This is a genomic window from Streptomyces sp. 17_S59 (assembly GCF_056930295.1).
The window spans coordinates 3767977-3785747 of record NZ_JBXOWD010000001.1; the positions used below are offsets into that span (position 1 = coordinate 3767977).

14 protein-coding genes are annotated in these 17771 nt (G+C 72.5%); 13 read left to right on the plus strand and 1 reads right to left on the minus strand.

The window, feature by feature from the left end:
• The first annotated feature begins 415 nt into the window (after positions 1-415).
• The 7 genes from ssd (at position 416) to AC1Z4A_RS16840 (ending at position 5586) form a co-directional block, all read left to right on the plus strand.
• A complete protein-coding gene (gene ssd / locus AC1Z4A_RS16810; protein ID WP_483679761.1) occupies positions 416-1525 on the plus strand; it encodes a septum site-determining protein Ssd in 1110 nt (369 codons plus the stop codon).
• Complete coding sequence (locus AC1Z4A_RS16815) at positions 1522-2679, plus strand: TadA family conjugal transfer-associated ATPase (RefSeq protein WP_483679762.1); 1158 nt, start codon at positions 1522-1524, stop codon at positions 2677-2679. The genes ssd and AC1Z4A_RS16815 overlap by 4 nt, the downstream gene beginning before the upstream one ends.
• Positions 2680-2693: 14 nt before the next feature.
• The gene (locus AC1Z4A_RS16820; RefSeq protein ID WP_483683613.1) at positions 2694-3602 is read left to right on the plus strand and encodes a type II secretion system F family protein; all 909 of its coding nucleotides are present in this window, start codon (positions 2694-2696) and stop codon (positions 3600-3602) included.
• Positions 3599-4396 (plus strand): type II secretion system F family protein, encoded by a 798-nt coding sequence (locus AC1Z4A_RS16825; protein ID WP_483679763.1) that lies wholly within the window; start codon positions 3599-3601, stop codon positions 4394-4396. Before AC1Z4A_RS16820 ends, AC1Z4A_RS16825 begins: the two co-directional genes overlap by 4 nt.
• Before the next feature lie 213 nt (positions 4397-4609).
• Positions 4610-4849 (plus strand): DUF4244 domain-containing protein, encoded by a 240-nt coding sequence (locus AC1Z4A_RS16830; RefSeq protein WP_483683614.1) that lies wholly within the window; start codon positions 4610-4612, stop codon positions 4847-4849.
• Complete coding sequence (locus AC1Z4A_RS16835; protein WP_483679764.1) at positions 4836-5219, plus strand: TadE family type IV pilus minor pilin; 384 nt, start codon at positions 4836-4838, stop codon at positions 5217-5219. The genes AC1Z4A_RS16830 and AC1Z4A_RS16835 overlap by 14 nt, the downstream gene beginning before the upstream one ends.
• Positions 5197-5586, plus strand: coding sequence for an Rv3654c family TadE-like protein (locus AC1Z4A_RS16840; RefSeq protein WP_483679765.1), 390 nt, complete (start codon positions 5197-5199; stop codon positions 5584-5586). The genes AC1Z4A_RS16835 and AC1Z4A_RS16840 overlap by 23 nt, the downstream gene beginning before the upstream one ends.
• Before the next feature lie 21 nt (positions 5587-5607).
• Here the strand turns inward: AC1Z4A_RS16840 and AC1Z4A_RS16845 are convergent, their stop codons facing one another.
• Positions 5608-8079, minus strand: a complete 2472-nt coding sequence (locus AC1Z4A_RS16845; protein WP_483679766.1) for a DEAD/DEAH box helicase — start codon at positions 8077-8079, stop codon at positions 5608-5610.
• Positions 8080-8133: 54 nt separating this feature from the next.
• On the opposite strand from AC1Z4A_RS16845, the gene bldG reads away from it, so the two are divergent.
• From bldG to topA, 6 genes are all read left to right on the plus strand, one after another.
• Entirely contained in the window at positions 8134-8475 is a 342-nt protein-coding gene (gene bldG, locus AC1Z4A_RS16850; RefSeq protein WP_483679767.1) for an anti-sigma factor antagonist BldG, read from the plus strand.
• A 152-nt stretch (positions 8476-8627) separates the two neighbouring features.
• Positions 8628-9095 carry an ATP-binding protein gene (locus AC1Z4A_RS16855; protein WP_483679769.1) on the plus strand — a complete coding sequence of 156 codons (468 nt, stop codon included), beginning with the start codon at positions 8628-8630 and terminating at the stop codon, positions 9093-9095.
• 383 nt (positions 9096-9478) lie between these two features.
• Complete coding sequence (locus tag AC1Z4A_RS16860) at positions 9479-11872, plus strand: sodium-translocating pyrophosphatase (RefSeq protein ID WP_483679770.1); 2394 nt, start codon at positions 9479-9481, stop codon at positions 11870-11872.
• Positions 11873-12110: 238 nt separating this feature from the next.
• A complete protein-coding gene (locus AC1Z4A_RS16865) occupies positions 12111-12677 on the plus strand; it encodes a small secreted protein (protein WP_483679772.1) in 567 nt (188 codons plus the stop codon).
• Between the two features lie 126 nt (positions 12678-12803).
• Positions 12804-14342: a DUF7059 domain-containing protein gene (locus AC1Z4A_RS16870; RefSeq protein WP_483679773.1), complete on the plus strand. Its 1539-nt coding sequence runs from the start codon at positions 12804-12806 to the stop codon at positions 14340-14342.
• Positions 14343-14772: 430 nt separating this feature from the next.
• Positions 14773-17634 carry a type I DNA topoisomerase gene (topA, locus tag AC1Z4A_RS16875; RefSeq protein ID WP_483679774.1) on the plus strand — a complete coding sequence of 954 codons (2862 nt, stop codon included), beginning with the start codon at positions 14773-14775 and terminating at the stop codon, positions 17632-17634.
• Positions 17635-17771 lie beyond the last annotated feature (137 nt).

The window sequence follows — 17771 nt, forward strand, 5'->3', positions numbered from 1 at the left end:
GGGTTTGCCTGAGAAGGCTCTCGGGTACACCATGGAAGTCACGGATCGTTCGCGACCGTGTCTAACCCGGTCCGACTCCTCCCCCCCGAGTCGGCCGTGGGGACGACCCCCGCTCTCCCCCCCGGCGGGGGTCGTCGCATGTCCGGATACGTTTCGGGCGTCGCCATCGGGTCCTCCTCCCGCTCCGCGCCGTCGTTGGCGCGCGTCCTGTCCCCATCTTGGCCGTTACTCACGGTAATCACAGGGCTGCTCTCCGGAAGTCACCGGGATAGGTGAGCGGGATATTCACAACCGTTGAGTTGTCCACAGTTTTTGACCAAGATCCACACGATTTCCCAGTTCGCTGCACGGTGATTCCTCGTGAGTTCCGCGATGCCCGCGGATGCGAGAGCGCGTAGTGAGAAGGGAGGACACCGTGACCGGATCCCACACATCGGTTAGGCCCACTTCCGGGGACGGAAGGCGGAGCGGGCCGCTCATCGTCACGGAGGACGAAGGGCTGCTCGACGATCTGCTGCGGCTGTGCGCCGCGGCCGGGGCCGTGCCCGAGGTCGCGCATGGGACGCCCGCGCACAGAGGGGCATGGGAGGGTGCACCGCTGATTCTCGTGGGGGACGACTGTGCGCCCCGGCTGGGCGGCGCACTCCGCCGGGAAGGGGTGGTGCTCGTCGGCAAGGATCTCGACGACCCCGGCGTCTGGCGGCGGGCCGTCGGGATCGGCGCCCGCAACGTGGCGCTGCTGCCCGACGGTGAGAGCTGGCTGGTCGACCGCATCGCCGACGCCGTGGAGGGCAGGGGCCGCCCGGCGCTCACGGTGGGGGTGGTCGGTGGCCGGGGCGGCGCGGGGGCGAGCACCCTGGCCTGTGCCCTCGCGGTCGGCGCGGCCCGTTCGGGGCAGCGCACCATGCTGATCGACGGCGACCCGCTGGGCGGCGGGCTCGACGTGCTCCTCGGCGGGGAGCGGGCTGAAGGCCTGAGGTGGCCCGCCTTCGCCGACTCCCGGGGCCGGATGGCGGGCCACGCCCTGGAGGAGGCTCTGCCGGAACTGCACGCGCTGCGCGTCCTGAGCTGGGACAGGGGCGATTGCGCCGCCGTCCCGCCGGAGGCCATGCGGGCCGTGCTGGCCGCTGCCCGCCGGCGTGGCGGAGTGGTCGTCGTGGACCTGCCGCGCAGGCTGGACGAGACGGCCATGGAAGCCCTCGAACAGCTCGACATGGGGTTGCTGGTCGTCCCAGCCGAGCTGCGCGCCATCGCGTCGGCGCACCGGGTCGCCTCGACGCTCGGGATGATGCTGGGCGACCTGCGTGCCGTGGCCCGCGGCCCGTTCGCCTCGGGCCTCGACGGGGACGAGATCGCCCGCCTGCTGGGCCTGCCGCTGGCCGGCGAGCTGCCCTGGGATCAAGGCCTCGCCGACGCACTGCACGCCGGTCGGCCGCCGGGCGGCGGCGAGCGGGGTCCGCTCGCCCGGTTCTGCGCGGAGTTCTGGGCCCTGGCGCTCGACGGCGGCAAGGGGGCGCCGGTATGAGCGCCGCACTGCTGGAGGCGGTGCGCCTGAGGCTGGCCGAGAGCGGTGCGGAGCCGACGCCCGCCCGCGTCGCCGAAGCCCTGCGCCGGGAGGGCCGACTGCTCGGGGACGCCGAAGTGCTGGGCGTCGTGGCCCGGTTGCGTTCCGAGCTGATCGGCTCCGGCCCGCTGGAACCGCTGCTCGCCGAGCCGCGGGTCACCGATGTGCTGGTGACCGCGCCCGACCGGGTGTGGGTGGACCGCGGGGCGGGGCTTGAACTGACGGATGTCGCCTTCCCCGACGCGGCCGCCGTGCGCAGGCTCGCCCAGCGGCTTGCCGCGATCGCCGGGCGGCGGCTGGACGATGCCCGGCCCTGGGTGGATGCCCGGCTTCCGGACGGCACCCGTCTGCACGCGGTGCTGCCGCCCGTGGCCGTCGGCTCGACGTGCCTGTCGCTGCGCGTGGTGCGGCCCCGTGCCTTCGCGCTGGAGGAACTGGAGGCCGCGGGGACGCTGCCGCCGGGCGGGCAGCGGCTGCTGCGGGCCGTGCTGGACGCCCGGCTGTCGTTCGTGATCAGTGGCGGTACGGGCTCGGGCAAGACCACCTTGCTGTCGAGCCTCCTGGGACTGGTGGCGCCGCACGAACGGATCGTCCTGGCCGAGGACTCGGCCGAACTCCGCCCGGACCACCCGCATGTCGTACGGCTGGAGACGAGGCCGGCGAATCAGGAGGGCACCGGCCTGGTCACCCTCCGGGACCTGGTGCGGCAGGCGCTGCGGATGCGCCCCGACCGCCTGGTCGTCGGAGAGGTGCGCGGCCCCGAAGTCACCGACCTGCTCGCCGCCTTGAACACGGGGCACGAGGGCGGATGCGGCACGGTACACGCCAACGCGGCCCAGGACGTGCCGGCCCGGCTGGAGGCCCTGGGATCGACGGCGGGGCTCGATCGCGCGGCGCTGCACAGCCAGCTCGCGGCCGGGCTGTCGCTGGTGATCCACCTGGTCCGCGATCCCGCGGGGCTGCGGCGCGTCGCGGAGGTGCACGTGCTGGACCGCGACAGCGCCGGGTTCGTGACGACCGTACCGGCGGCCGTATGGGGTGCCGGGGGCTTCGAGCGGGCACCCGGGTGGGGGCGGTTGGCGGAGCTGTGCGAGCGGGGCGGGGGTGCGTTGTGATCGCCTCGTCGGGGATGCCGATTCCGGTGCGGCTGCCGGAGGCGGTGTCGTGGTGCGCGGCGCTGCTCTGTGCAGTGGCCGCTGTGGGCGCGGCGGTACGGGCCGGGCCCGAAGCGCGCCGGGCCAGGCTCCTGTTCGCCGGTGGTGGGTCGATGGGAAGCGGTCCGGTTCTGCCTCGGTGGGTGGGGGAGTGGGCCGGGCGCCTGCGGCGTGCAGGGCTGGAGAGAAGTGAGTTGGCCTGCTTGCCCATCGGATGCGTGGTGGCGTTGCTGGGCGAGTCGTGGCTGCCGCTGATCGCGGCGGCGCTCGCCGTGCCGCTCGTCCGGCGGTGGCTCACTGCCCGGCGGTTGCAGAACGAGCAGGAGCGCCGCGAAGGCGCCGTGATCGACATGTGCGGCACGGTCGCGGGTGAGCTGCGGGCCGGTCGGCAGCCCGGAGAGGCGGTGGCGGGGCTGCGCGGCGCGGAACTGGGCCCGGGCTGGTCCGCTGTGCCGGCCGCCGCACGGTTCGGCGGCGACGTGGGCGACGCGCTGCGGAGGGCCGGGAGTGCTCCGGGGGCCGAAGGGCTCAACGGTGTGGCCGCCTGCTGGCGGGTCGCGGTCGACGGCGGCGCCGGACTCGCCACCGGGCTGGAGCGGGTGTCCGCGGCTCTGGCTGCCGAGCGGGATCAACGGGAGGAGCTGCGAGCCCAGTTGGCGGGCACCAGGTCCACTGCCGTGATGCTCGCGCTGCTTCCGGTGCTCGCGCTGGCGATGGGCAGCGCGCTCGGTGCAGCTCCGCTGCGGGTGCTGCTGCACACCCCGGCAGGGCTCGGCTGTCTCGCTCTCGGAGGTCTTCTCGAAGCGGCGGGCATCGCATGGACGGGCCGGATCGTACGGGCCGCCGAAGGGCGGCCTGCAGGAAACGGAAGGAGGGGAACGTGAGCGGTGCGCTTGTCCACAGCCTGTGGGCAGCAGTGCTGGCGGTGGCCGCGGGATGGTGTGTGACCGTCGTCGGGCGGGGAGCGCGCGCGAGGAGATCGGCACGGCACCGGGTGGCGTTGCTGTTCGGCGGGCGTGTGGCCGCAGGCCCGTCCGACGGCGCCCGGCCTCGGTCGAGGCACGGGGCGGCGGGTGGTGTGGGACTGCCCCTGGTGGCGGTGGGGGTCGTCGGGGTCGTGCTCATCGGGCTTGCCCTGGGGGTCACGGGATGCGTGCTGGGGCTCGTCGGTACGTACGCCGTGTGGCGGTGGCGACGGAAGTCGGAGCGGGCCGCCGACGAGGTGTCGGCGGAGGAGGTGGCCCGGCAACTCCCGCTCGCGGCGGATCTCCTGGCCGCCTGCCTCGTCGCCGGTGCCGGACCCCGGGAGGCCGCCGAGGCGGTCGGGGGATCGCTGGGCGGCCCGGTCGGCGAACGGCTCGCCCGGGCAGCCGCGGAAGTACGGCTCGGCGGGGACCCGGCCACGGCCTGGGGCCGACTGGGCGCTCTGCCCGGCACCGCCGGGTTGGCCCGGTGCCTGGAACGGGCCCAGGCCACGGGAGTTCCGGCGGTCGAGCCCATGTCGAGGCTGGCCGAGCGGTTGCGCGCCGAACGGAGCAGGGCGGCGGGCATACGGGCCCGCCGCGCGGGGGTCCTGGCCACTGCCCCGCTGGGGCTGTGCTTCCTGCCCGCGTTCCTGACGGTCGGCGTGGTGCCCGTGGTGATCGGGTTGGCGAGCGGGCTCGTGCGAGGCGGCTGAAGGGGGCGAGAAGGGCGGAGGGGCGCCCGTCGCAAGACAAGTGACACAACGAGATCAGGCTGCCCCGCCCAACGCGCAAAAGGCGAACGAAGAAGCGCCAACACAAAGCAGCGCCAACACAAAGCAGCACCAAGACAGACGGAAAAACGGAAAAGTCGAGATGGGGGAGCGGCAATGGCTGCAACGACGACAGGGACAGCAACGACCGTGGTGATGCTGAGGCCCGCGATGAAGGCGGAGACGGCAGCACCGCCCCCGGCATCCTGGTGGCCGCGGCGCCGGGCCCGGTTGCGGGCAGCGGCGGGCGAGGCCGGGATGACGACCGCAGAGTACGCCGTGGGAACCCTTGCGGCGTGTGCGCTCGCAGCGGTGCTCTACAAGGTGGTCACCAGTGGGCCGGTCAGTGCCGCGCTCCAGCAGCTGATCGTGAAGGCGCTCCATGCGACCTTCTGACGGCCTGTTGAGCCCTCGCGGTGTGCGCTGTCGTTCCGACGGCGGCTATGTCACCGCCGAGGCCGCGGTGGTCCTGCCGACGCTGACCTTCATCGCCCTGGCGCTGCTCTGGGCGCTGATGGCGGCGGCCGCGCAGATCCAGTGCGTGGACGCGGCCAGGGCGGGGGCGCGCTCGGCGGCCCGTTCGGATCCCCCGGGGGCGGCCGTGGCCGCGGCGCGCTCCGCGGCGCCCCGGGGAGCCCGGATCGGCCTGACCCGGGAGGGAGACCTGGTGCGGGTGCGCGTCGAGGCACGTGCGGCCGGTCCCGGCCCGCTGGCGGTGCCGTTGAGCGGAGAGGCGGTGGCCCTTGCGGAGGAGACGGTGGGGTGACGGCGGCTCGGCGTCGGTGTGGGCGGCCGTGGCGGCAATGGCCCTGTGCGCGGTCTTCGCGGCGCTGCTGGCCATGGCGCAGGCCGTCGTGGTCCGGCACCGCGCGGGCGGCGCGGCGGATCTGGCGGCCCTGGCGGCCGCCGACCACGCCCTGCTGGGCCCCGACAGGGCATGCGCGCTCGCCCGCGAGGTAGCGGCGGCCCAGCGGGCGACGGTGGTGCGCTGTGCGGTGAGCGGCGAGGTCGCCGACGTGGCGGCCGAGGCCCGGGCGGGCCCGTACGCCGTTCGGGTGAGGGCCCGTGCCGGGCCGCCGGAAGCGGCGTACGCGCCGGGTGCGGCTGCGGGTGGCGCCGAGGGGCCTGGGTAGCCCCCGTCGTCCCTCCTACCCCTAGCCCGCCTCCGTGCCGTCCTCCGCCTTCTCGGCAGCCGGGGCACCGGCCAGGAGGCGGGTCAGGAGGCGGATGGCGGCGCTCTTGTCGAGAGGGTCGTTGCCGTTGCCGCACTTGGGGGACTGGATGCACGAGGGGCAGCCGGATTCGCACTCGCAGGAAGCGATCGCCTCGCGCGTGGCGGTGAGCCAGCGGGCGGCGGTGTGGAAGGCGCGCTCGGCGAAGCCGGCGCCGCCGGGGTGGCCGTCGTAGACGAAGACGGTCGGGAGGAGCGTGTCGGGGTGGAGGGGGACGGAGACGCCCCCGATGTCCCAGCGGTCGCACGTGGCGAAGAGGGGGAGCATGCCGATGGAGGCGTGTTCGGCGGCGTGCAGGGCCCCGCCGAGGGCCTCGGGGGTGATGCGGGCGGCGTCCAGCTGGTCCTCGGTGACCGTCCACCACACGGCCCGGGTGCGCAGGGTGCGCGGCGGGAGGTCCAGCTTGGACTCGCCGAGCACCTCACCGGTGATCAGCTTGCGGCGGAGGAAGGAGACGACCTGGTTGGTGACCTCGACGGAGCCGAAGCACAGCCGGGCTTCCCCCCAGGGGACCTCGGTGGTGGTCTCCAGGATGGAGACGGCCGTGGTGTCGCGCGCAGTGGTGGAGTAGGGCGGGTCGGCCTGTTCGACCAGGGCGACCGACTGTTCCAGGTCGAGCCCCCGCACGAGGTAGGTGCGGCCCTGGTGCAGGTGGACGGCGCCCTCGTGGACGGTGGTGTGGGCGGCGGAGGCGTCCACGGTGCCCAGCAGCCGTCCCGTGCCCTCCTCCACCACCTGGACGGGGCGGCCGCCGCCGCCCCGGATGTCGGTGAGGTCGGCGGCGCGCTCGCGGCGGGTCCAGTGCCAGGCGGCGGCGCGGCGGCGGAGCAGCTTGCGGGCCTCCAGCTGGTTGATCACGACCATGGCCTCAGGGCCGAACAGCGACAGGTCGGCCTCGGTGAGCGGCAGCTCCTCGGCCGCCGCGCACAGGTGGGGGGCCAGGACGTAGGGGTTGTCCGGGTCCAGGACGGTGGACTCCACGGGCTGCCGGAACAGGGCCTCGGGGTGGTGGACGAGGTAGGTGTCCAGCGGGTCGTCCCGGGCGACGAGTACGGCGAGCGCGCCGCGGCCCGTGCGCCCCGCGCGCCCGGCCTGCTGCCACAGCGAGGCGCGGGTGCCGGGGTAGCCGGCGAGGAGGACGGCGTCGAGGCCGGCGACGTCGACACCCAGTTCCAGGGCGGAGGTGGCGGAGAGCCCCAGCAGCTCCCCGCTGTGCAGGGCACGCTCGATGGCGCGGCGCTCCTCGGGGAGGTATCCGCCCCGGTAGGCGGCGACGCGGGAGGGGAGGGAGCGGTCGACCGCGGCCAGGCGTTCCTGAGCGATCAGGGACACCAGTTCGGCGCCGCGCCGGGAGCGTACGAAGGCGACGGTGCGGACGCCCTGCACCGCAAGGTCGGTGAGGAGGCCGGCGGTCTCGGCGGTGGCCGTGCGGCGGACGGGGGCGCCGCGTTCGCCGTGGAGTTCGGTGAGCGGGGGCTCCCAGAGGGCGAAGACCAGTTCGCCGCGCGGCGAGGCGTCCTCGGTGACCTGGGCGACGGGCACGCCCGTGAGCCGGCTCGCGGCCGTGGCGGGGTCGGAGGCGGTGGCGGAGGCGAGGAGGAAGACGGGGTCGGAGCCGTAGCGGGCGCAGACACGCCGCAGCCGGCGCAGCACCTGGGCGACGTGCGAGCCGAACACGCCGCGGTAGGTGTGGCACTCGTCGATGACGACATAGCGCAGGGCGCGCAGGAAGGAGGCCCACCTGGCGTGGCCGGGCAGGATCGAGAGGTGGAGCATGTCCGGGTTGGTGAGCGCGTAATTGGCGTACTGGCGCACCCACTCCCGCTCCTCGACGGGGGTGTCGCCGTCGTAGACGGCGGGCCGGACGCCCTTGCCGAGGGGTCCGGCCAGGGCCCGTACGGCGCGTCGCTGGTCGGCGGCCAGGGCCTTGGTGGGGGCGAGGTACAGGGCGGTCGTGCCGCGGCCGTTGGGTGCCTCTGAGCCGTCCAGCAGGGTGCTCAGCACCGGGGCGAGGTAGGCGAGGGACTTGCCGGAGGCGGTGCCGGTGGCCACCACCACCGACTCGCCGCGCAGCGCATGCTCGGCGGTGCGGGCCTGGTGGGCCCACGGCCGTTCGATTCCGGCGGCCCGGATGGCGTCGATCACTTCCGGCCGGATCTTCTCGGGCCAGGGGGCATGACGTCCGGGACGAGGGGGCAAGTGCTCCGTATGAGTGATGCGTGCAGCCCGGGCTGCCCCGGCGGTGAGTCGGTCGAGGACCGTCCGGGGAGAGGGATGTACGCCCGCCTCCGGCGGGAGTTGATCGTTGGCCATCGACATCGAGTGTGTCACTGGGCTGACGGACAATGGTGCCAAGGCGTCGTGCACGCCTGCCGGTAAGTGATTGAATGCCATCGCGGCTGCCGATCCATGGGGGGCGACCGCTCGATGCAAGGTGCTGGAGGATCCGTGGACCTGTCCCTGTCGACCGAGACCGTAGGCGACCGTACGGTTGTCCGGGTCGGTGGCGAGATTGATGTGTACACCGCGCCCAAGCTGCGTGAGCAGCTGGTCGAGCTTGTCAACGACGGCAGCTATCACCTCGTCGTGGACATGGAGGGCGTCGACTTCCTCGACTCCACCGGGCTCGGCGTCCTGGTCGGCGGGCTGAAGCGCGTACGGGCCCACGAGGGCTCGCTGCGGCTGGTCTGCAACCAGGAGCGCATCCTGAAGATTTTCCGTATCACCGGCCTGACCAAGGTGTTCCCCATCCACACCTCGGTGGAGGACGCGGTGTCGGCCACCGACTGACGGATGGCGCGGTGGGCCCGCCGTCCGCCGGCCGTCCGCCGTCGCAGTCACACAGCCGCGCCGGGGGTGACGGGCCCGAGGGTCCGGCCCCTCTGCGAGTCCGCCCTGTTCCGGTGACGGAAGAGAGGGCACGTAACACCGAGGGGGATGGCATGGCCACCGTCGAACTGCTCTTCAGCGCCCTTCCCGAGCACGTGCGGACGGCCAGGCTCGTGGCGGCCGCGGTGGCGCGCCGGGCCGGGGTCGACGAGGCCGTGCTGGACGAGGTCCGGCTGGCGGTCGGCGAGGCGTGCTCCCGCGCGGTCGGCCTGCACGTCAGCCATGGGATCTCCAGCCCGGTGCGGGTGGTCCTCGTCGAGGACGAGAAGAAGTTCTCCATCGAGGTCGGCGACGATGCGCCGCACCACGTTCCGGTGGCGGCCGCGCGTGCGGCCGGGTCCGCCGCGGCGTCCGCCTCCGCGGCGCCCCCAGCTGCCTCCGGTACGGCGGAGGAGGGCGACGACGACATGGGCCTCGCCGTGATCAGCGGCCTGGTCGACGACGTCGAGGTGACGGCGGGCGAGAGCGGGGGTCTGATCCGCATGAGCTGGCCGACGGCCTCCACGTCCACCCTGGCCTAGCCTTTCGGTCCTGCCGTAGCCCTTCCGTGCGCCGCCGCCGGGGGCGATCGCGGACAGCCGTAGGCCGCCCGGTCCTCCTGCAGCAGCCGGTCCTGCGGCAGATGCCGTAGCCGCGGTGGGTGGGCTGCGGATATGCGCCCGGCGCCGCCGACGGGAATGCATGGTGCAGGTCGCGGAAAACGGTATACGGATCTTCGCGATTCGTATTCCCGATCTCCACCTTCCTTCACTTAAGCAGACTCATTCCGTTTGCCGTGCTCTGTTTTGATCTCGCCATGCTCCCTACAATCCGTCCATCTTGAGCTCAGGACGCCTGAGCGTGGCGGCTGTTCCGCGGTCGCGGGGCAGCTGCGCGCCCATGTGCCAAACGTCAAGGAGGACGAATGGCGGGGCCTCTCACCCCTGAACAGGTGGACTTCACTCAAAGACTCGCGGCAGAGCTGACCCACGGCAATCGCACCCTGGTTGCCGTGATCGCGGCCGTTGCCGCAGCAGCGCTCGTGGTGGCCGTGGTGCTGGTGCGCCAGGTGCTCTCGGCCGGCGAGGGAACCGACAGCATGAAGAGCATCGCCGCGGCGGTACAGGAAGGCGCAAACGCCTATCTCGCCCGCCAGTTGCGCACCCTCGGCGTCTTCGCCGTGGCCGTCTTTTTCCTGCTGATGCTGCTCCCGGCCGACAACTGGTCGCAGCGCATGGGCCGTTCCCTCTTCTTCCTGGTCGGCGCCGTCTTCTCCGCGGCCACCGGCTACATCGGCATGTGGCTCGCGGTGCGCAGCAATGTGCGCGTGGCGGCTGCGGCGCGGGAGGCGACTCCCGCCGAGGACGAGCCGGAAAAGGACCGGACGGCCGTGGCGCACAAGGCCATGAAAATCGCCTTCCGCACAGGCGGCGTTGTCGGCATGTTCACGGTGGGCCTCGGCCTGCTGGGCGCCTCCTGCGTGGTGCTGGTGTACGCGGCCGACGCGCCCAAGGTGCTGGAGGGCTTCGGCTTCGGCGCGGCGTTGCTGGCCATGTTCATGAGGGTCGGCGGCGGCATCTTCACCAAGGCCGCGGACGTCGGCGCCGACCTCGTCGGCAAGGTCGAACAGGGCATCCCCGAGGACGATCCGCGCAATGCCGCGACCATCGCGGACAACGTCGGTGACAACGTCGGCGACTGCGCGGGCATGGCGGCCGACCTCTTCGAGTCGTACGCGGTCACGCTCGTCGCCGCGCTGATCCTCGGCAAGGCCGCCTTCGGCGACTCCGGACTCGCGTTCCCCCTGCTCGTCCCCGCCATCGGCGTGCTCACCGCGATGATCGGCATCTTCGCCGTGGCCCCGCGCCGCAGCGACCGCGGCGGCATGACCGCGATCAACCGGGGCTTCTTCGTCTCGGCCGTCATCTCCCTCGCCCTGGTGGCCGTGGCCGTCTACACCTATCTGCCCTCCGGCTACGCGGACTTGAAGGGCATCGGCGACGAGGCCATCCGCGGCCACGACGGCGACCCGCGCGTCCTCGCGCTGGTGGCGGTCGCCATCGGCATCGTGCTGGCCGCGCTCATCCAGCAGCTCACCGGCTACTTCACCGAGACCGCCCGGCGGCCCGTGCGGGACATCGGCAAGACCTCCCTCACCGGCCCCGCGACCGTCGTCCTCGCCGGCATCTCCATCGGCCTGGAGTCCGCGGTCTACTCGGCGGTGCTGATCGCCCTCGGCGTGTACGGGGCGTTCCTGCTGGGCGGCTCGTCGATCATGCTGGCGCTGTTCGCCGTCGCCCTCGCCGGCACGGGCCTGCTGACGACCGTCGGCGTCATCGTCGCCATGGACACCTTCGGCCCGGTCTCCGACAACGCGCAGGGCATCGCCGAGATGTCCGGCGACGTCGAGGGCGCGGGCGCCCAGGTGCTCACCGAACTCGACGCCGTGGGCAACACCACCAAGGCGATCACCAAGGGCATTGCGATCGCCACGGCGGTGCTGGCCGCGTCGGCGCTCTTCGGCTCGTACCGCGACGCGATCGCCACCGCCGTGGGCGATGTCCACGCCAAGACCGGGGAGCTGGGGCTGAGCCTGGACATCTCCCAGCCCAACAACCTTGTGGGGCTGATCCTCGGGGCGGCCGTCGTCTTCCTGTTCTCCGGGCTGGCGATCAACGCGGTCTCGCGGTCGGCGGGTGCGGTGGTGTACGAGGTGCGCAGGCAGTTCCGCGAGCACCCCGGGATCATGGACTACAGCGAGAAGCCCGAGTACGGGCGGGTCGTGGACATCTGCACCAAGGACGCGCTGCGCGAACTCGCCACGCCCGGGCTGCTGGCCGTGATGGCACCGATCGCCGTCGGCTTCTCGCTGGGAGTCGGCGCACTCGGCTCGTACCTGGCCGGAGCCATCGGCACCGGCACGCTGATGGCGGTGTTCCTCGCCAACTCCGGTGGCGCCTGGGACAACGCCAAGAAGCTGGTCGAGGACGGGCATCACGGCGGCAAGGGGAGCGAGGCGCACGCGGCGACGGTGATCGGCGACACCGTCGGCGACCCGTTCAAGGACACCGCCGGTCCCGCGATCAACCCGCTGCTGAAGGTCATGAACCTGGTGGCGCTGCTCATCGCTCCGGCGGTGGTGAAGTTCTCGTACGGCGACGACGCCAACAAGGGGCTGCGGATCGGTGTGGCGGCGCTGGCGATCGTCGTCATCGTCGGGGCGGTGTACGTCTCCAAGCGGCGCGGGGTCGCCGTGGAAGGCGACGACGGCAATGCCGAGCCGGCCGCGAAGCCCGTGGATCCGGCGGTGGTGTCCTGACGCGACCGCACAGCTGACGGCAGTTCACCGCGGAGTGCCTGTGCGCACCCCGCGCGCACCCCGTACGTCCCCGGCCGCACCGGCAGCGAGGTTCCCCATCACCGCGAGGTGCGGTGAACGCCACGCCAAGCTTGGTGCAAATGGCTTCAAAAGGGTACGTACGGGGTGCTTGGCTCCTGGCTCCTTTCGCCCGGCCGTGTAAGTTCCCGGGCCGAGAGCCATTGAAGGGACCAATCCGGTGAACAAGAAGCTTGTGGCTGCACTGTCCGGCGGGGCGGCACTCGTCCTGGCGCTGACCGGCTGCGGCGGGGACGAAGGCGGCAACAAGAAACTGGACGCCTGGGCCAAGACGGTCTGCGACCAGATGCAGTCTCAGGTGAAGAAGATCACGGACGCCAACCAGTCGATCGCCTCGGTCCAGAACGAAGAGGACTCCAAGAAGATCCAGCAGACCGACTCGACGGCCTTCCAGGCCAACGCCGACGCCTTCAAGGCGCTCGCCGCCTCCGTGCAGAACGCGGGCGCGCCGCCGGTCAAGGACGGCGAGAGCAGCCAGAAGAACGCGGTCAAGGCGCTCAACGACCTCTCGGGGGCCTACGGGGCCCTCAAGCAGCGCGTGGACGGGCTGGACACCGGGGACAAGGCCAAGTTCTCCGACGGCCTCAAGGGCATCGCCGGGGACATCCTCAAGCTGCGCGGCAAGAGCGACGAAGCGCTCAAGAACCTGCTGTCCGGCGACGTCGGCAAGGCAATGGCGAAGCAGCCCGGCTGCAAGTCCACTTCCGTCTCGCCCTCCAAGGCGTGATGCCCGCCGGGGTTCCGGGGAAGTGACCCCGTCCTCGGCCCAGTTGGCACGGCCCGGCGCCGCGCCCCGCGAGGGCGCGGCGCCGGGCTTTCGCGATTTGCCGGTGGCGCCCCCGACAATGGTCCCGTGAGTACGACGCACCTCCCCGCCGCCGACCCCGCGCGCACCGCCCGTCTGCGCGAGGCCCTGCTGGCCGCCGCCTTCACCGCCGACGGGCTCCTCGAGCTGCTCGGCGCCCCCGCCTACGCCGCGCTCGCCCGCAGCGAGACCGTCCCCGCCCTGCGCGCCACCCGGGGCGACAGCCCGCTGGAGACCCTGGTCCGGCTCTTCCTGCTGCAGCGGCCCGTCGCGTACGGGCAGGCGGCCGCCGCGCTCCCCGTCGAGGACTGCCTGGCCGGCGGCTGGCTGGTGCGCGACGCGTCGGACGCCGGAGCGGTGCGGGCGAGTGTGGACGTGCGCCCGTACGGCGGCCCGGAGGGGCAGGACTGGTGGATCGTCTCCGACCTCGGCTGCGCGGTCGGCGGGGCCGGCGGCATCGCCGGGGGCGGCGCGGGCCCGGCCGGGGTCGACCGCTCGGAGCTGGTCCTGGGGGTGGGCGGCGCGTCCACCACGCTCGCCGGGATCACCGTCCGCACACCCGTCGCGAGCGCCCTCGACCTGGGCACCGGCTCCGGCATCCAGGCGCTGCACGCCGCCCAGCACGCCACCAAGGTCACGGCCACCGACCTCAACCCGCGCGCACTGCACATCGCGCGGCTCACGCTCGCGCTGTCCGGCGCGCCCGAGGCGGACCTGCGCCAGGGCTCCCTGTTCGAGCCGGTCGCGGGGGAGACCTTCGACCTGATCGTCTCCAACCCGCCCTTCGTGATCTCCCCCGGCGCCCGGCTCACCTACCGCGACGGCGGCATGGGCGGCGACGACCTGTGCCGCACGCTCGTGCAGCAGTCGGCCGACCGGCTCAACGACGGCGGCTACTGCCAGCTGCTCGCCAACTGGCAGCACGTGGAGGGCGAGGACTGGCGGGAGCGGCTGTCGTCCTGGGTGCCGAGCGGCTGCGACGCCTGGATCGTCCAGCGCGAGGTACAGGACGTCGCCCAGTACGCCGAGCTGTGGCTGCGGGACGCGGGCGACCACCGGTCCGCCCCGGAGGAGTACGCGGCCCGCTACGACGCCTGGCTGGCGGAGTTCGAGGCGCGGCGGACCAAGGGCATCGGATTTGGCTGGATCACGCTGCGCAAGACGGGATCCGGCCGGCCGTCGGTGGTCGCGGAGGAATGGCCGCACCCGGTCGAGCAGCCGCTGGGCCCGGCCGTGCGGGCGCACTTCGAGCGGCAGGACTTCCTGCGCACGCACGACGACGCGGCGCTGCTCGGCGCGCGGTTCCGGCTGGCCGACGAGGTCGTGCAGGAGCAGGTGGGCCTCCCGGGCGCCGAGGACCCCGAGCACGTGGTGCTGCGGCAGAACCGCGGCATGCGCCGGGCGACCAAGGTGGACACGGTCGGCGCGGGCTTCGCGGGGGTGTGCGACGGCAGCCTCGAGGCGGGCCGGATCCTGGACGCCATCGCCCAGCTCGTCGGCGAGGACCCGGTGCTCCTGCGGGACCGCACGCCGGAGGCCATCCGGCTGCTCGTCGAGCAGGGCTTCCTGACGCCCGTGACGGACTGACGTCTGCGCCCGTCTGACGCCTGCGCCCGTGACGGACCCGATCCCCGTAGCGGGCTGACGGGGGAGAGGTGCCGCGACGCGGACCGGTGGCGGCCGGTTCGTACCGCCTGTTGCACACGCGTACCGGTGAGGGGCGCGAGACTCATGAGAGAAGGGAAAGGAGGGGTCGTGTTCGCGTCACATTCACCTCCCCGCCGTTCCCTCTCGCGTCCCGGCCCCGCCCCGGCGGTGACTGCCCGTGTCGAAATCGTCACACGAGTGTGTGACGGTCCGGGCGGCAGACAGGACGCTTGTCGGGTTACCGTTCGAGTGGCGTTGCGGGCTTTTTCCGTTTGACACGGGGGCGGGATGTACCGTCACACTCCGCAGCGTCACGCAACGCCCACACCGAAACGCCCACAACCGAGTGTCGACCGGAAGAAGAGCGAAGTTGTCCCCGACCAGCGAGACCGCACAGGGCGGCCGCCGACTCGTCATCGTCGAGTCGCCTGCCAAGGCGAAGACGATCAAGGGCTACCTCGGCCCCGGATACGTCGTCGAGGCGAGCGTCGGGCACATCCGTGACCTGCCGAACGGGGCCGCCGAGGTCCCGGCCAAGTACAAGGGCGAGCCCTGGGCCCGGCTCGGCGTCAACGTCGAGGCGGACTTCCAGCCCATCTATGTCGTGAACACCGACAAGAAGGAGCAGGTCAAGAAGCTCAAGGAGCTGCTGGCGGAGTCCGACGAGCTCTTCCTCGCCACCGATGAGGACCGCGAGGGCGAGGCCATCGCCTGGCACCTCCAGGAGGTCCTCAAGCCCAAGGTCCCGGTCCGCCGGATGGTCTTCCACGAGATCACCAAGGATGCGATCCAGGCCGCCGTGGCCAGCCCGCGCGAGCTGAACAAGAAGCTCGTCGACGCCCAGGAGACCCGCCGCATCCTCGACCGCCTCTACGGCTACGAGGTCTCGCCGGTCCTCTGGAAGAAGGTCATGCCCCGGCTGTCGGCCGGCCGGGTGCAGTCCGTGGCCACCCGACTCGTCGTCGAGCGGGAGCGCGAGCGCATCGCCTTCCGCTCCGCCGAGTACTGGGACCTCACCGGCACCTTCGGCACCGGCCGTGCCGGTGACGCCGCCGACCCGAACAGCCTCACCGCCCGCCTGGCCGCGGTCGACGGCCGCCGCGTCGCCCAGGGCCGGGACTTCGGTTCCAACGGCGTACTCAAGGACGGCGCTCAGGTACTGCACCTGGACGAGGCCAACGCCCGGTCGCTGGCCGCCGCCCTCGAGGGCGCGGCCTTCTCGGTGCGGTCCGTGGAGTCCAAGCCGTACCGCCGCTCCCCGTATGCCCCGTTCCGTACGACCACGCTCCAGCAGGAGGCCTCGCGCAAGCTGGGCTTCGGCGCGAAGGCGACCATGCAGGTGGCCCAGAAGCTGTACGAGAACGGCTTCATCACCTATATGCGTACGGACTCCACCACGCTCTCGGAGACGGCGGTCGCCGCCGCCCGGGCGCAGGTCACCCAGCTCTACGGCGCCGACTACCTGCCGGAGAAGCCGCGCACGTACGCCGGGAAGGTCAAGAACGCCCAGGAGGCGCACGAGGCGATCCGCCCTTCGGGTGATCGTTTCCGCACCCCCGCCGAGACGGGCCTGACCGGCGACCAGTTCCGCCTCTACGAGCTGATCTGGAAGCGGACCGTCGCCTCCCAGATGAAGGACGCGACCGGCAACTCGGTCACCGTCAAGATCGGCGGTCGGGCGAGCGACGGCCGTGACGCCGAGTTCAGCGCCTCCGGCAAGACGATCACCTTCCACGGCTTCATGAAGGCCTACGTCGAGGGTGCCGACGACCCGAACGCCGAGCTGGACGACCGCGAGCGCCGGCTGCCGCAGGTCGCCGAGGGCGACGCGCTGACGGCCGAGGAGATCACGGCCGACGGCCACGCCACCAAGCCCCCGGCCCGCTACACCGAGGCCTCGCTGGTCAAGGAGCTGGAGGAGCGGGAGATCGGCCGCCCGTCGACGTACGCGTCGATCATCGGCACGATCCTCGACCGCGGCTACGTGTTCAAGAAGGGCACGGCGCTCGTCCCGTCCTTCCTGAGCTTCGCCGTGGTCAACCTGCTGGAGAAGCACTTCGGACGGCTCGTCGACTACGACTTCACCGCGTCCATGGAGGAGGACCTCGACCGCATCGCGCGCGGCGAGGCCCAGGCCGTGCCGTGGCTGCGCCGGTTCTACTTCGGCGAGGGGCCGGAGGGCGGCGCCGCCGACGCGGGCAACGGCGACGGCGACCACCTCGGCGGCCTCAAGGAGCTGGTCACCGACCTCGGCGCGATCGACGCCCGCGAGGTGTCCTCGTTCCCGGTCGGCAGCGGCATCGTGCTGCGTGTCGGCCGCTACGGCCCGTACGTGGAGCGCGGCGAGAAGGACGCGGAGGGCCACCAGCGCGCCGACGTGCCGGACGACCTGGCGCCGGACGAGCTGACCGTCGAGTACGCGGAGGAGCTGCTGGCCAAGCCCAGCGGCGACTTCGAGCTGGGCAAGGACCCGGAGACCGGCCACCAGATCGTCGCCAAGGACGGCCGCTACGGCCCGTACGTCACCGAGATCCTTCCCGAGGGCACCCCGAAGACCGGCAAGAACGCGGTGAAGCCGCGTACCGCGTCGCTCTTCAAGTCCATGTCCCTCGACACGGTGACGCTGGAGGACGCGCTCAGGCTGATGTCGCTGCCGCGCGTCGTCGGCACGGACGCCGAGGGCGTGGAGATCACCGCACAGAACGGCCGCTACGGCCCGTACCTGAAGAAGGGCACGGACTCGCGCTCGCTGGAGAGCGAGGACCAGCTCTTCAGCATCACGCTGGACGAGGCCCTGGCGATCTACGCGCAGCCCAAGCAGCGCGGCCGCGCCGCCGCCAAGCCGCCGCTGAAGGAGCTGGGCACCGACCCGGTCAGCGAGCGTCCGGTCGTGGTCAAGGACGGCCGCTTCGGCCCGTACGTCACCGACGGCGAGACGAACGCGACGCTGCGCCGCGACGACGACGTCGAGACGATCACGCCCGAGCGCGGCTACGAGCTGCTCGCCGAGAAGCGCGCCAAGGGTCCGGCCAAGAAGACCGCCGCAAAGAAGACGGCGGCGAAGAAGGCCACGGCCAAGAAGGCTCCGGCGAAGAAGACCGCCGCGAAGACGACGGCTGCCAAGAAGACGGCCGCCAAGAAGACCACAGCCAAGAAGACGACGACGGCGAAGAAGGCCACCGCGGCGAAGAAGACGGCCGCGGCGGCGAATTCGTCGACGGACACGGAGTGACGGCGGCGGAGTGGCTCCGATGCGGTGTCGGCCGGGCGCTCGGCCGTCCGGCTGACACCGGCCGGCAGAAGCGGTAGCGAAGCGGTCGTTTGTGCGCCCTTGTCGGGCGCGGGCGATCGAATGTGGGCGGTGCACCG